The sequence below is a fragment of the Achromobacter sp. ESBL13 genome (assembly GCF_036668755.1).
GTDB lineage: Bacteria > Pseudomonadota > Gammaproteobacteria > Burkholderiales > Burkholderiaceae_B > Achromobacter.
Genome location: NZ_JAZEVT010000001.1, coordinates 952,031 through 965,904, shown reverse-complemented (window position 1 = coordinate 965,904; position 13,874 = coordinate 952,031). Strand labels below are relative to the sequence as shown.

Genomic DNA, 13,874 nt, shown 5'->3' with positions numbered 1-13,874 from the left:
GGAAACGACATGGCCCCCGATTTCCCCAACAACGACGCCCTGCTGTTGCGCACCTCGACCGACGGCGTGGTGACGCTGCGCCTGAACCGCCCCGCGCAATTCAACGCCTTGTCCGAAGGCTTGCTGACCGCCCTGCAGGAACAGATCGACGCCTTGGCCGGCGACGCCACCGTGCGTTGCGTGGTGCTGGAATCCGCGGGCCGGGCGTTTTGCGCGGGGCACGATTTGCGCGAAATGCGCAGCCAGCCCAGCCTGGATTACTACCGCGCGCTGTTCCGCCAATGCAGCCGCGTCATGCAGGGTTTGCAGGCCTTGCCCGTGCCCGTCGTTGCCAAGGTGCAAGGCATTGCGACGGCGGCCGGTTGCCAGCTGGTCGCCAGTTGCGACCTGGCGGTGGCGGCCGACTCGGCGCGATTTGCCGTGTCCGGCATCAACGTGGGTCTGTTTTGTTCAACGCCGGCGGTGGCGCTCAGCCGCAATGTGTCGGCCAAGCGCGCCTTTGAAATGCTGGTCACTGCCCGCTTCATCGATGCCGCGCAGGCCAAAGACTGGGGCTTGATCAACGACGCCGTGCCCGAGGCCGAGCTGGACGCGCGCGTCAACGCCCTGGCGGCCGACATCCTGGCCAAAAGCCCCAGCGCCATCCGCTACGGCAAACAGATGTTCTACAAGCAGCGCCAGATGGCCTTGGCCGACGCCTACGATTACGCGGGCGACGTCATGGCGCGCAACATGATGGACGCGGACGCGTCCGAGGGCATCGACGCCTTCCTGCAAAAGCGCGCGCCGCGCTGGCAGGCTTAGGACAGAAAGGCCAGCGCCCAACCGCCCCCCGCCGCCAGCAATACCACCCACACGGCAGACCAGCGGGCATACACCAGCAACGCAAACAGCAGCAAGGCAAGGCCGAAATCGGCCTTGTTCAAAATGGCGCTGGTCCACACCGGGTCATACAGCGCGGCCAGCAAGATGCCGACAACGCTGGCGTTCACGCCGGCCAGCATGTTGCGCACCCCGGGGCGCCGCCGCAGGCTTTCCCAGAACGGCAAGGCCCCCACCACCAGCAAGGCGCCCGGCAGGAAAATGGCGGCCAATAGCACCAGGCCGCCCACCCAGCCCGTCAGCGGACCGGTGGACAATGCGCCTAAAAACGCAGCGAAACCGAACAGCGGCCCGGGCATGGCCTGCGCCGCGCCGTACCCGGCCAGGAAGTCCGCGCTGGAAACCATGCCGCCGGACACCGCCGTCGATTCCAGCAGCGGCAGCACGACGTGGCCCCCGCCAAAGACCAATGCCCCCGCCCGATAGAAGCCGGCAAGCTGCGCGGCCATGGCCGAATCCGACATGGCCGCCCATATCGGCAAGCCCGCCAGCAATGCCACGAACAGGGTCAACGCCACATAGGCGGCCCGGCGCGACACGGCGTCAGCCGGGTTGGACAGGATGGGCCGGGGCGGCAATTGCAGCACGGCTACCCCAACGACAACGCCCAGCAAAATGGCGCCGATCTGGCCCCAGGCGTTGGGCAGTACCACGGTAATCAAGGCGGCGGCCACGGCCAGCCCGGCGCGCGCGCGGTCGGGACACAAGGTGCGGCCCATGCCCCACACGGCCTGCGCCACGATGGCCACCGCCGCGATCTTCAGGCCGTGTATGACGGCTGACCCCGACAGCCATCCAAAATGCGCCAGCCCCATCGCAAAGCCGATCAGAGCAAGCGCCGTGGGCAGCGTGAACGCCAGCCACGCGGCCAGCATGCCCGTCCAGCCCGCGCGGCGCAGGCCGATTGCCATGCCGACCTGGCTGCTTGCCGGCCCCGGCAGGAATTGGCACAAGGCGACCAGATCGGAATAGGCGTAGTCGTCCAGCCAATGGCGGCGGTCGACAAATTCCGTACGAAAGTAAGCCAGGTGCGCAACGGGGCCGCCAAACGAAGTCAGGCCCAGGCGCAGGAACACCAGGAACACTTCCAGACAGGACCCGCGCGCCGCCTCCGCGCGCTCGTGCGTGGCGGGCTTGTTGGCGACGTGTTCGTCGTGGGATGGGGGGTGCGGCATGAGGTGGCTTCTAAGTCGGTCAGGGCGCCGGGTTTCCGCCCCTGGATCAAGCTTATAGCCGGGGCGCGCGTGCGTATCAAGCACCAGTCTTGCCGCCCGCATGGCCTAGAACTAAACATCATTTATGGCACTTTCTGCCTGGGCCAATCTACCGCATCCTACGGTTTCCTGATTGTCTTCCCCACAGCAACTTAAAAGGTAGGTCTATGAGCCAGCGGTTGAATTACTTCCAGGTGTCCGCGGAACTGTCCAGGAAGTACATGGAATTCAGTGCGGCAATGAAAAAAGTGCCTGTGATTGAGGAATTTGGCGATCTGGTCGATATCCGCGCCTCGCAGATCAATGGCTGCGGCTTTTGCCTGGACATGCACGTCAAGCAGGCCAAGCTTCACGGCGAACGCGAACTGCGTTTGCACCACGTGGCCATCTGGCGCGAATCCACATTGTTCTCGGCACGCGAGCGGGCGGCGCTGGCATGGACCGAAGCGCTGACCACCCTGCCCTCGCACGGCGTGCCTGACGAGGTGTACAGCCTTGTGCGCGAGCAATTATCGGAATCCGAAATTTCGGACCTGACTTTCCGTATCGTGGCCATCAACGGCTGGAACCGCCTGAACGTGGCGTTTCGTACCGTGCCCGGCTCGGCCGATGCGGCATTCGGGCTGGACAAGGCCGGGCTGCATTGAGGGCTAGGCTTGGTCCGCAAAAATCCCGCTACATCAGTGCGCGAATTTGCAGGCCATAGTCGTACGCCTGGCTTTCCGAAACGATATTCGTAAAGCCCAGCAGCAAACCCGGCTGGGGATCCGGCAGCGTCGACCATCTGGACAGCGGGTGCGCGTACAGCCCCTGTTCCAACATGCGGGCGGCCAGCGGCTGATCGCGCTGCCCGCCTTCCATGCGCGCCACCAGATGCATGCCCCCCGGCTGCGGTTCAATCCGCATGCGCGGGCCCAGCGCCGCGCTCAGGCCCCGCGCGGTGGCCGCGCGCCGTTCGCTGTATAGCCGCCGCATGCGCTGGATATGGCGGCCAAAATGCCCCTCGTTAATGAAGGCCGTCAAGATCGCCTGGTTGAACGCCGCCGCGCCGCCCGATAGCAGGCGGCTGATGCGGTCAAAGCGCGGCACCTGCGCCTGGGGCACCACCAGGTAGGCCAGCCGCATCCCGGGAAACAGCACCTTGCTGAACGACCCCGCGTACAGCACCCGCCCTTGCACATCCAGGCTTTTCAGCGCAGGCAGCGGGCGGCTGACGTAGCGGTATTCCCCGTCGTAATCGTCTTCCACGATCCAGGCCTGACGACGTTCGGCCCAGTCCAGCAACGCTTGCCGCCGTGGCAATGACAGGGACATCGACAGCGGACTCTGGTGGGCGGGCGTGACCACCGCAGCCTGGGCCTGTTCCGCGCGCGCCAGCCCTTCCGCCACCACCAGGCCGTCGGCGTCCACCGGTATCGGCACGGCTTCCAGCCCCGCCTGCGCCAACAACGCCCGCGTGGGGGGATAGCCCGGGTCTTCCACCCACACGCGGTCGCCGGTTGTCAGCAGCGCCTGGATGATGAGTTGCATCGTGAAGTTGTAGCCGGACGTGATGTACACCTGAGCCGGCTGGCAATGTATGCCGCGCGCCACGCGCAGGTACGCGGCAAGCGCCGTACGCAGGCTTTCCAGCCCGTCGGCGGGGGGATACGACAGGTCTGGCGCTTGCAGGCTGCGCAATTCGCGCGCGCCCAAGCGCGCCCACAGCTTGCGCGGAAACGCGTCCAACGCCGGGATGCCCATCTGAAACGGCAGGATGCGCGCCGGCCGATGCCAGCCGTGGTCGTCGTCGGCGGCCTGGACCGGCGGCACGACGGCGGGCGCGGTGGCAAGGGGTTGCAGGTCGGGCGCGACGATTGTGCCGGCTTGGCCGCGCGCCTGGATATAGCCCTGGGCGCTCAGCAGCGAATACGCGACTTCGATGGTGCCGCGCGCCACGCCCATTTCCTTGGCCAGCGCGCGGGCCGACGGAATGCGGTCGCCGGGCTTGAGCGTGCCTTCGGAGATGGCGCCGCGAAACCGCTCATAGATCTGCCGATACAGCGGGTCGGGGTTGCCGGCGGGTAGCGGCGGCAAGGCGTCGGGGCGGCTGATCATGGCATAGTCCAAAGTTCAATTTATGGCTCTTCAAATTATGGCATGGGCTTTCTACGATGACGGCTGAAGTTTGATGGCTTCTTTTCCTGACACGACTTTTACCGCTCACCCATTCCATGACCGACCCAGACTTGAATCACATCGACACCGACGCCGGCCTGCGCGCCTGCCTGCCATTGATGCGCCAGCTGCGCCCACACCTTGCCCACGCAGACGACTTTGTCGCCCGCATCGCCCGCATGCGCGGCCAGGGCTATCGGCTACTGGCCGGTATCGACGCGGGTCAGGCGGTGGCGCTGGCGGGCTACCGCTACCAGGAAAACCTGATCTACGGGCGTTTCGTCTACGTGGATGACCTGATCGTGGATGACACACGCCGTGGCGGCCGCTGGGGCGCGCGCCTGTTGAACGCCCTGGACGACATCGCCCGCCAGGCCGGTTGCGCCAAGCTGGTGCTGGATACCGGCCTGGCCAATTCCCTGGCCCAACGGTTTTACTTTCGCCAGGGTCTGCTAAGCACCGCCCTGCACTTTTCCAAAAACCTGGACGCCGCCACCGCATGACCATTCTCCACATTCATTGCAGCCCGCGCGGTCGGGCGTCCGAAAGCCACCGCTTGTCGCAACACATCATCCAGCGGCTGGTCGGTGCGCACGGAAACGCCACGCCCGCCATCATCAATATCGACGCTACCCGCCTGCCTAACGTCGATGACGATTACGCCGCCGCGTTGGCCTCGCCCATGGACCCCGCCGACGACGTGCTGGCGCGCGGCGCGTTGCGCCAGTCCAGCGAACTGATCGACGCGTTGCACCAGGCCACCCACATCGTCATCGCCACCCCCATGCACAACTTCACGGTGTCGGCGGCGTTGAAAGTCTGGATCGATCACGTGGTGCGTGTGCGCAGCACGTTTCGCATCACGCCCGAGGGCAAGATCGGCAACTTGCCGGATCGCCCGGTGTATGTGGCGGTGTCGTCCGGCGGAGAATTTTCCGGCGAGGCCGCGCGCCAGCCCGACTTTCTGACGCCGTACCTGACGCATGTGCTGGGCACGATAGGCTTGAAGAACGTGACGTTTTTCTCGGTGCAGGGCACGGCGCGCGGCGACGCGGCATTGCAGGCCGCGCGCGCGTCGGCCGAAGCCGCCATTGCCGCGCATCCGATGGCGGCCTAGTCCGTTCGGCCCATTGCCGGATCAGGTGCACCAGGCGGCCCGGCGCGACGTGGTGATTCTTCATAATTGCTTGTTTACCAAGCCCTTTGGCCACGTCCGCGTATTTAATCGGGTCGCATTGACAGCGCGGAAACGGCAGCACTACGCTAGGCCGCAAGTAAAAACCGCCCCATGCCCGCACCCTCGCCTTGGCCACCGAATCCGCCACCGGATCATCGGGCGCAAGACGTAGTATCCCCTCCGCTGTTCCCTGCTGGAGATGCGTATGACCTGGCGCCAGCCCTTGTTTCGGGCATTGATCGTGCTTGCTCTTTTCGCTGGATTTTCGGCGCCGTCCCAGGCCGCATGCAGCGACAAGAAAATACTGTCACTGTCCGACGAGGGAAAGTCGGTCAAGGCAATTGCCAAGACCTGCAACATGACGGCGGCGAAGGTGCGCGCCGTGGTGGACGCCGACGACAATGCCGCCGAAGACGTGGCGGCCGCTACGCCTGTAGACGTGCCCGGCAAGCTGCCTTCGGGCGCGGGGCTGGCCAGCTGCGATTGCCAGGGCACGGTGCCGTACGGCGACAAGGCGCCTGAACAACGCTGCCAAAGCGGCACGTCGATCGCTACCCCGTGCGCCGGCTACTGCCCGCCACGCGGCATTGCCCCGTGGCGCCGCGTGTGCAGTTAGCGGCAATGCTTGCCGCCGGTACGCCGGTACGCCGGTCCGCCGGTACGAGCAGTCCGCGCTGTCCGCGTTGCGACCTTCATCGCCGGCGTCTGAATTCACAGGTCGGGGCGCGCATGCACCTGATGTATGCGCAGGCCGTCGCGGCGGGCGACTTCGAACGTCCATTCATGCATGCGGATCGTGTCGCCGGCATCTGGCAGGCGGCCCGCCACACGCAGCAGGCATCCCGCCAAGGTGGCATCGGGGTAGGCGTCACCCAGGCCCGGTGTGTTGAGCAGGCGCGCGGCCTCGCCCACCGACAGGCCGCCTTCCAGCAACCAGGATCCGTCGGACAACTGCAACGCCTCCGGCGGGTCTTCGCTGTGCTCGGGCAGTTCGCCGCCCACGGCGGTCAACACGTCCATCGGCGTCACCAGGCCTTCGCATACGCCGTGCTCGTCCACCACGATCAACATGTGATCGCGCGAGGCGCGCAGCTCTTCAAGAATCTTCAACACCGGCGTGGTTTCCATGACGTAGCGCGGCTCGCGCGCCAGCTCCACCAGGTCGATCGGCCCCGGGTTGCGCAGCAGCGGCATCACGTCCTTGAAATGCAGCACGCCCAACACATTGGACGCGTCGCCCGCGCATAGGGGCAGACGCGAATGGCCGGTGCTGAACTTGCGCACTACGGCCTCGGGCGTGTCGGCCACATCCAGCCACGTCATGTCGCCGCGCGGCACCATGATGGAACGCACGTCGTGCGCGCCCACCGACAGCACCCGTTCAATCATGGAGCTTTCCTCGGGCGCGAAGGCGGGCTCGTCGCCCACGCCATCAACCAGCGCCGCCATATCGTCCGCCTGCTGGCCGGGCTGGCCGCCGCGGCCGGCGCGCAGCAGGCGCAGAACCGCTTGCGCGGTGCGTTGCCGACGGCCCAGCGCATGGGTGCCCTTGACGCGATTGCGGCGGGCCAACTGGTTGCACAGCTCGATCAAGATCGAAAAGCCGATCGCCGCGTACAGATAGCCCTTGGGCACGTGGAAGTTCAAGCCTTCGGCGACCAGGCTGAAACCGATCATCAGCAACAGGCCCAGGCACAGGATGACCACGGTGGGGTGGCGGCCCACGAACGCCATCAACGGGCGGCTGGCCACCATCATCACGGCCATCGCCACAACCACGGCGATCATCATGATGCTCAGTTCCTGCACCATGCCCACGGCGGTAATCACCGAGTCCAGCGAGAACACGGCGTCCAGCACCACGATTTGCAGAATTACCTGCCAGAAGATGGCGTGCTGCGGCTTCTGGCCGGACTCATGGCCCGCACTGCCCTCGACGCGTTCATGCAGTTCCATCGTGCCCTTGAACAGCAGGAACAGACCGCCCAGGATCAGGATCAGGTCGCGCCCGGATATCTCGCTGCCCAGCACGATGAACAGCGGCTCGGTCAGCGTCACGACCCATGCGATGCTGGCCAGCAGGCCCAGCCGCATCACCAGCGCCAGGCTTAGCCCGATCAGGCGCGCGCGGTTGCGCTGCTCGGGCGGCAGCTTGTCGGCCAGGATGGCGATAAACACCAGGTTGTCGATGCCCAGAACAATTTCAAGTACCACCAGCGTCGCCAGGCCAAGCCAGGCGGTGGGGTCGTTCATCCAGTCAAAAATCATTGTTGATCCGCAAGTGTCGGGCGGGCGCGCGCGATGGCGCCGCCCTGGAAAGGGAACGCGTGGTCAATCAAGGGGGGATGGTTGCGACCCGGCGGTGCGCGGCACGCTATTTGCGGCGTGGCGCGCGCGGTGCAAGCCTGCTGAACGCGCCAAAGAAATCGGGCGGCAGGTTTTGCGACAGGAAGAAAAGGCGGGCGCCAAGGCGCCCTGCTAGGAGGTGGGTCTTCAGTCATAAGAGGCCGCGTCCGCGAGGCTGCTTGGGCAAGCCTTGGCCGCGTACACCGCCGAACTCTCGTTCTTACAGGAAGCTGAATGATACCTGAAAGTTGGATTTCCTCAGACAGCAGGCGCGACGACGCCGGGGCGGCGCCGCGTAACCCCTGTCGACTGGTTCAGCGGGTGTCCGCGCCGCCGCCCGAGCCGGACGTGGCGCCGGAGCCCGGCATGCCCGCGTTGTCGGGCGCGCCCGCCTTGCCACCGGGCACCTGCTTGCCACTGTGGGTGCCCGATGCGGGCGTCTTCTGGCGTGAATCCGATTCGCCCTTGGGCGGCGCATTCGAATCCTTGGCGCCGCGTTGGGGCTTCTGCGTCGTTTCTTCAGTGGACGGCATTTTTTTCTGGTCCTCGGATTGTGCGCCCGGCACCGGCTTGCCGATGGCATTGGCCGGTGCTGTCTTTTCGTCAGCGGTCGGCATGGGCATGGAAGGTGGCGGCGCCGCCTGCGCAACCAGCGTGGTTTGCGACGTTTGGGCGGTGGTGGCCTGCCAGGGCAGCGTCGCCAACATGGCGCACAGCAGTAGCAGTTTGTGGCTTTTCATCGTTGTCTCCCAGTTGAAAACAGTGACAAACTACGCGCCAGCGGATAACGATTTTGTACGGATCTCTTTGAATTCATGGGCAAGTAGCGTGCCTGCCCTGACACTGGAGTGATGCATGGACGATCAATCCCCTAAGGATTTACCCGCGGACGATCAGCCGGTTGCCGGTCGGCGCGGCTTGCTCAAGGCCTTGGCCGTGGGCGTGCCCGGAGCGGCGTGGGCCGCCAAGGCGGTAGGCGCCCCAACCGCGCCCGCCCCGGCGGCGGGCAACCCCGAAGGCCAGGCGGCCATCGCGCCGTCCGCGCCGCGCACCCTGCAATTTTTCAACGCAGACGAAGCCAAAACGATGGACGCCATCGCGGCGCGCCTGATCCCCGCCGACGAGCTGGGGCCGGGCGCCAAGGAAGCCGGCGTTACGTTCTTCATCGACGGACAACTGGCCGGAGCCTGGGGCGCGGGCAGCCAGTTCTACCGCCAGGGTCCCTTTGAAAAAGGTACGCCCGAACAGGGCTACCAGTTGTCGTTCACGCCCGCCGAAATGTTCCGGCGCGGACTGGCGGCGTTGGACGCCGCCGCCCGCAAAAAAGACGGCAAACCTTTCGCGGAACTAGACGAAGCCAGGCAGGACGCCTGGCTTCACGATTTGCAGGGCGGCAAGGCGGATTTTTCACCCTTGCCGTCCGACGTATTTTTCCAGGCCGTGCTGGACGCCACCATTGAAGGCTTTTTTTCCGATCCGCTATACGGCGGCAACGCCGACATGGTCGGGTGGAAACTGGTCGGGTTTCCCGGCGCCTATGCCTCGTTTTCCAACGACATCGAACGTCACGGCGTGATCTGGGCGGGCAAGCCCGTATCCATCGCGAACGCACGCGGACACACGATGAAACCGGGAGACCAGCATGGCTAAAACCTTACCTCCCGTGGACGTTGCCATCATCGGCGGCGGCTGGACGGGGTCGATCATCGGCAAGGAACTGGCCGCCGCAAAACAAAAAGTGGTGGTGCTGGAACGGGGGCAGGCGCGCTGGCCGTCGCCCGACTTCCAGGGGCCCAACGTTCACGATGAACTCAAGTACACGCGCCGCCACGAACTGCACCAGGACGCGGCCACTGAAACCTTCACCTTCCGCAACAACACCGACCAGAAGGCGCTGCCGATGCGGCGCTGGCAGTTCGCCTACCCGGGCACGCACCTGGGCGGCGCGGGCAACCACTGGTCGGGCGCGTATTACCGCTTCGACCCCACCGACTTTCGCATCCGCAGCCACTACACCGAACGGTATGGCGCGAAGATCTTCGACAAGGAACTGACCTGTCAGGACTGGCCGGTCAGCTACGACGAACTGGAGCCCTACTTCGACCGCTATGACTACCTGATCGGTGCGTCGGGCCAGGCGGGCAACATCAAGGGGCAGAAACAGGAAGGCGGCAACCCGTTCGAGCCGTGGCGCTCGCGCCCCTACCCCAACCCGCCGATGAAAGTGCCCTACGCCCCGGCGCTGTTCGGCGAAGCCGCGCGCGGGCTGGGCTATCACCCTTACGTGCAGCCCTCGGCCCTCTGCACCCGCCCCTACGTCAATTCCGAAGGGCTGCACATGAGCGCGTGCGTGTACTGCGGCTTCTGCTCAAACTTCGGCTGCGAACATTTTGCCAAGGCCTCGCCCCAGGTCTGCATTCTGCCGGTGGCGATGAAGATGGAGAACTTCGAAATCCGCACCGGCGCGCACGTGCTGCGCGTAGAGCTCACGCCAGACAAAAAGCGCGCGCGCGGCGTGACCTATGTGGACGCGGCGGGTGAAGAAGTGTTCCAGCCCGCCGAAATCGTGGTCATGTGCGCCTTCGGCATCAACAACGTGCGGCTGTTGCTGTTGTCCGGCATCGGCAAGCCTTATGACCCGGTCACCGACACGGGGGTGGTGGGCCGCAATTACACGCACCAGACCACGTCGGGCGTGAACCTGTTTTTTGACGAAGCCACCAACATCAACCCGTTCATGGGCGCGGGCGCGGTCGCCGTCACCATGGACGATTTCAGCGCCGACAATTTCGACCACGGGCCGCATGGATTCGTGGGCGGCGGCTACTTGCAGATCCAGGTGGTCAGCGGCGCGCCCATCGGCTACCACCCCACGCCCAAGGGCACGCCGGCCTGGGGCGCCGACTGGAAGAAGGCCGTCAAGCGCTACTACAACCATTCCGCGTCCATCACCATCACGGGGTCGGCCCAACCGTGGCGCGGCGGCTACCTCAGCCTGGATCCCACCTACAAGGACGCCTGGGGCCTGCCGCTGTTGCGGGTGACGTACGATTTTCCGGACAACGACATCCGCATGTCGGCATTCCTGACGGCCAAGGGCGATGAAATCGGCCGTGCCATGAAGGGCATCGTGCGCACCGAGCCGGGCCCGCGCAAGCGGCCGTTCTCGGCCACCGCCTACCAGTCCACCCACCTGACCGGTGGCGCGGCCATGGGCGACAACCCGGAAACCAGCGTGGTCAACCGTTACGGGCAAAGCTGGGACGTGCCCAATGTGTTCGTGACCGGCGCGGCGTTGTTTCCGCAAAACTCGGGCTACAACCCGACGGGCACCGTGGGCGCCACCGCCTACTGGATCGTGGAAAAAATCAAGGCGGACTATCTGCGTTCGCCGGGACGGCTGGTGTGATCATGATTGAACATCGCAAAGGCATTTCCATCGCCGTCCTGCTGATCATGGCGCCGCCGTTGGTCACGTTGATTGCCACGGCCCACCAGATGATCGGCACCGGCGGCGACGGGCTGATCCGCGCCAAGGCGGTGACGGCATCGGCGCCGACCGCCACGCAGGCGCCCGCCACCGCACCGGCCGCCTCAGGCGCACCGGGCGCCACACCGACCGCCACACCTGGCGCCACGCCCGGCACTGCACCCGCGCCCACCGCCGCGGCGGCCCCGCCCAAGCCCCCGGCGCCCGTGCCAGGACGCAGCGCGCTGGACTTCAGCGCATCGCGCCCCGCATGGGAGACCTTTCTGCACGATGCCGACCCGGCTGCGGGCAAGCAATTGGCCGCCAACGGCAAACCCGCCGCCGGCGTGCAAGCCTGCGTGGCCTGCCACGGCCAGGCCGGCATCACGCCGTCAGGCGGCATCTTTCCCAACCTGGCCGGGTTAAGCAGCGAATACCTGGCCAAGCAATTGGCCGACTTCCGCAGCGGCGCGCGAGTACAGCCCTTGATGAATACCGTGGCGCGCGCGTTGTCCGAGCAGGAAATCGGCCAAGTGGCGGCGTACTACGGCACGCTGGCCGGGCCGCCCATGCATGTGGGCGAGTTTGGCGGTGACGCCGCCCGCAAGCTGGACGTGCAAGGTGACGGCGCACGCGCCTTGCCCGCCTGCGCCAATTGCCACGGCCTGCGCGGCATGGGCGAAGGGCCGCTGATCCCCAGGCTTGCCGGCCAATCACGCGAGTACTTCACCGACCAGATGAACGCGTTTCGCAACGGCTCGCGCCAAAACGATGACGTCGGGGTAATGCGCGCCTTCTCGCAACGCCTGACCGACGCCGAGATACAGGCGTTGGCGGCCTACTACGCGGGGCCGGCGCCTCAGCAAAGGTAAGCGCCGCAGCTTGCCTCTCGCGGCGCCGGGTTGCGGCTGGTTGCGGCGGCCCCTTTGGCCGCCGCAACGCCCTTCAAGCCCGTCCATGTACAATCGCCACCGCCGTTTCTGCAATGGACGCGGCGATCGCGTTACCGCGATCCTGGTGGACCCGGCTTGCCGGGTGGCTCGGCCGGGCGCCTATCCCCCGGACAACTTCAAGCGACTTTGGGTGCGTGTCCCAGATCTGCCGCATCGCCCCTGGGCTCGATGACGACTCGCCGCTTGCTGACTTCAGGCTAGCTGAACCATGTTTTCGTTTTCCACGCTGCGCCGCGATTGGCTGTCCAATTGCCGCGCCGATATTCTTGCGGGCGTGCTCGTAGCACTGGCCCTTATCCCCGAGGCCATCGGCTTTTCCATCATTGCCGGCGTCGATCCCAGCGTGGGCTTGTACGCATCGTTTTCGATCGCCCTGATCATCGCCTTTGCCGGTGGCCGCCCCGCCATGATTTCGGCCGCCACCGCGGCCATCGCCGTGCTGGTCGTGCCGCTGGTGCGCGACCATGGCATTGCGTATCTGTTCGCGGCCTCGGTGCTGATGGGCGTGTTGCAGATCCTGGCGGGCCTGCTGCGTCTGGACCTGCTGATGCAGTACGTATCGCGCTCGGTGGTCACCGGCTTCGTCAACGCGCTGGCCATCCTGATCTTCATGGCGCAGCTGCCGCAACTGACCAACGTGACCTGGGTTGCGTATGCGATGGTGGCGGCCTCGCTGGCAATCATCTATGTGCTGCCGCGATTCACCAAGGTGATACCTTCACCGCTCGTGGCCATCATCGCCATGACCGCGGTGGCCATCTATCTGGGGCTGGACGTCAACACGGTGGGCGACATGGGCAAGCTGCCTTCCGCCCTGCCCTCGTTCGCGCTGCCGGACGTGCCGTTCACGCTGGACACGCTGCGCATCATCCTGCCGTATTCGCTGACGATGGCCGCCGTGGGCTTGCTGGAATCGATGATGACGGCGCAGATCGTGGACGACATGACGGACACGTCCAGCGACAAGCGCCGCGAATGCAAGGGCCAGGGCATGGCCAACATCGTCACGGGCTTTCTGGGCGGCATGGGCGGTTGCGCAATGATCGGGCAGTCGGTCATCAACGTGCGTTCGGGCGGACGCACCCGTTTGTCGACTTTCGTGGCGGCAACGTTCCTGCTGTTCCTGATCGTGGTGCTGGGGCCGCTGGTGGCACGCATTCCGATGCCGGCGCTGGTCGCGGTGATGATCATGGTGTCCATCGGCACGTTCAACTGGCGTTCGCTGCGCAACCTGAAGTCGCATCCCTGGCAATCGTCCGTGGTCATGCTGGCCACCGTTCTGGTGGTGGTATGGACGCACGACCTGGCGCGCGGCGTGCTGACCGGCGTGGTCTTGAGCGGGCTGTTCTTCGCCGGCAAGGTCAAGGGTTTGCTGACGGTGACGTCACGGCGGGCAGACGACCGGGACGCCCGCGTCTACCGCTATCAGGGCCAGGTGTTTTTTGCGTCGACGGGCCGTTTCGCGGACGCCATCGATTTCAACGATGACGCGCCGGCGGTCATCATCGACCTTGGCGACGCGCATTTCTGGGACATTTCGGCCGTGGATGCGCTGGAAAAAACCGTGGCCAAGTTGCGGCGAGCAGGCAAGACGGTCGAGGTGATCGGCCTGAACCAGGCCAGCGCCACGATGGTCGGTAAATACGCAACCCCGGCCCAGGGCACGCACTGATCGA

At 65.6% G+C, this 13,874-nt stretch carries 13 protein-coding genes and 1 other annotated feature; of the genes, 9 read left to right on the top strand and 4 right to left on the bottom strand.

The annotated features are described in order from the left end of the window. Positions 1 to 9 precede the first annotated feature (9 nt). Positions 10 to 804, top strand: coding sequence for an enoyl-CoA hydratase (locus V6F88_RS04470; protein WP_332608151.1), 795 nt, complete (start codon positions 10 to 12; stop codon positions 802 to 804). Here V6F88_RS04470 and chrA read toward each other — a convergent pair. Then, positions 801 to 2,057: a chromate efflux transporter gene (chrA, locus tag V6F88_RS04465; protein WP_332608150.1), complete on the bottom strand. Its 1,257-nt coding sequence runs from the start codon at positions 2,055 to 2,057 to the stop codon at positions 801 to 803. The genes V6F88_RS04470 and chrA overlap by 4 nt on opposite strands. A gap of 206 nt (positions 2,058 to 2,263) precedes the next feature. On the opposite strand from chrA, the gene V6F88_RS04460 reads away from it, so the two are divergent. Then, positions 2,264 to 2,743 carry a carboxymuconolactone decarboxylase family protein gene (locus V6F88_RS04460; RefSeq protein ID WP_332608149.1) on the top strand — a complete coding sequence of 160 codons (480 nt, stop codon included), beginning with the start codon at positions 2,264 to 2,266 and terminating at the stop codon, positions 2,741 to 2,743. Between the two features lie 28 nt (positions 2,744 to 2,771). On the opposite strand, the gene pdxR is transcribed toward V6F88_RS04460, so the two are convergent. Continuing rightward, positions 2,772 to 4,193 (bottom strand): MocR-like pyridoxine biosynthesis transcription factor PdxR, encoded by a 1,422-nt coding sequence (gene pdxR / locus V6F88_RS04455; protein ID WP_332608148.1) that lies wholly within the window; start codon positions 4,191 to 4,193, stop codon positions 2,772 to 2,774. 116 nt (positions 4,194 to 4,309) lie between these two features. Between pdxR and V6F88_RS04450 the strand changes: the two genes are divergently transcribed. The 3 genes from V6F88_RS04450 (at position 4,310) to V6F88_RS04440 (ending at position 6,046) form a co-directional block, all read left to right on the top strand. Next, entirely contained in the window at positions 4,310 to 4,756 is a 447-nt protein-coding gene (locus V6F88_RS04450) for a GNAT family N-acetyltransferase (RefSeq protein ID WP_332608147.1), read from the top strand. Then, on the top strand, positions 4,753 to 5,370 hold the full coding sequence (locus V6F88_RS04445) for an FMN-dependent NADH-azoreductase (RefSeq protein ID WP_332608146.1): 618 nt from the start codon (positions 4,753 to 4,755) through the stop codon (positions 5,368 to 5,370). The genes V6F88_RS04450 and V6F88_RS04445 overlap by 4 nt, the downstream gene beginning before the upstream one ends. A gap of 265 nt (positions 5,371 to 5,635) precedes the next feature. Continuing rightward, on the top strand, positions 5,636 to 6,046 hold the full coding sequence (locus V6F88_RS04440; RefSeq protein WP_332608145.1) for a hypothetical protein: 411 nt from the start codon (positions 5,636 to 5,638) through the stop codon (positions 6,044 to 6,046). Positions 6,047 to 6,141: 95 nt separating this feature from the next. Here V6F88_RS04440 and V6F88_RS04435 read toward each other — a convergent pair whose 3' ends face one another. Together V6F88_RS04435 and V6F88_RS04430 are read right to left on the bottom strand one after the other, a co-directional pair. Continuing rightward, positions 6,142 to 7,698: a TerC family protein gene (locus V6F88_RS04435; RefSeq protein ID WP_332608144.1), complete on the bottom strand. Its 1,557-nt coding sequence runs from the start codon at positions 7,696 to 7,698 to the stop codon at positions 6,142 to 6,144. Between the two features lie 392 nt (positions 7,699 to 8,090). Continuing rightward, on the bottom strand, positions 8,091 to 8,516 hold the full coding sequence (locus V6F88_RS04430; RefSeq protein ID WP_332608143.1) for a hypothetical protein: 426 nt from the start codon (positions 8,514 to 8,516) through the stop codon (positions 8,091 to 8,093). Positions 8,517 to 8,631: 115 nt separating this feature from the next. Between V6F88_RS04430 and V6F88_RS04425 the strand changes: the two genes are divergently transcribed. From V6F88_RS04425 to V6F88_RS04410, 4 genes are all read left to right on the top strand, one after another. Next, positions 8,632 to 9,426, top strand: coding sequence for a gluconate 2-dehydrogenase subunit 3 family protein (locus V6F88_RS04425; RefSeq protein WP_332608142.1), 795 nt, complete (start codon positions 8,632 to 8,634; stop codon positions 9,424 to 9,426). Further along, positions 9,419 to 11,185 (top strand): GMC family oxidoreductase, encoded by a 1,767-nt coding sequence (locus tag V6F88_RS04420; RefSeq protein ID WP_332608141.1) that lies wholly within the window; start codon positions 9,419 to 9,421, stop codon positions 11,183 to 11,185. Before V6F88_RS04425 ends, V6F88_RS04420 begins: the two co-directional genes overlap by 8 nt. Before the next feature lie 2 nt (positions 11,186 to 11,187). Beyond that, positions 11,188 to 12,117, top strand: coding sequence for a c-type cytochrome (locus tag V6F88_RS04415; RefSeq protein WP_332608140.1), 930 nt, complete (start codon positions 11,188 to 11,190; stop codon positions 12,115 to 12,117). A 144-nt stretch (positions 12,118 to 12,261) separates the two neighbouring features. Continuing rightward, positions 12,262 to 12,314 (top strand) — a sequence feature (sul1 is cis-regulatory element that is thought to sense ions involved in sulfur or methionine metabolism; They are found in Alphaproteobacteria). Positions 12,315 to 12,406: 92 nt separating this feature from the next. Continuing rightward, positions 12,407 to 13,870 (top strand): SulP family inorganic anion transporter, encoded by a 1,464-nt coding sequence (locus V6F88_RS04410; protein ID WP_332608139.1) that lies wholly within the window; start codon positions 12,407 to 12,409, stop codon positions 13,868 to 13,870. Positions 13,871 to 13,874: the final 4 nt, after the last annotated feature.